Source organism: Streptomyces sp. GbtcB7, assembly GCF_019091445.1.
Taxonomy (GTDB): Bacteria; Actinomycetota; Actinomycetes; order Streptomycetales; family Streptomycetaceae; genus Streptomyces; species Streptomyces mirabilis.
Genome location: NZ_JAGXJM010000241.1, coordinates 1 through 292 on the forward strand (window position 1 = coordinate 1; position 292 = coordinate 292).

Genomic DNA, 292 nt, shown 5'->3' on the forward strand with positions numbered 1-292 from the left:
GTCTGCTCCGCGTTCCCGAACCCGGCGAACTGGCGGATCGTCCACGTACGCCCTCGGTAGCCGCTCGGGTACAGGCCGCGGGTCAAGGGGTACTCGCCGGGCCAGCCGATCCGCTCGAAGGCGTCGTACCTGTCCCCCGGCCGTGGCCCGTACACCGGCTCCACCGGATCACCGGAGAGCGTGGTGAAGGCGGCCTCACGCTTGCGCGAGGTGTCGTACCGGGCCTGCCAGCGGCGGCGGCCCTCTTCGATGGCGGCAGCGTCCATGCTTCGAATTTCCTAGGACGTCCTAG

Annotated in this window: 1 protein-coding gene; it reads right to left on the reverse strand. The window is 69.9% G+C overall.

From position 1 onward, the window contains the following. Nucleotides 1-266: methylmalonyl-CoA mutase family protein (locus tag KVT44_RS55980; protein ID WP_254651250.1), on the reverse strand; the 266-nt coding region annotated here is incomplete at its 3' end. Nucleotides 267-292 lie beyond the last annotated feature (26 nt).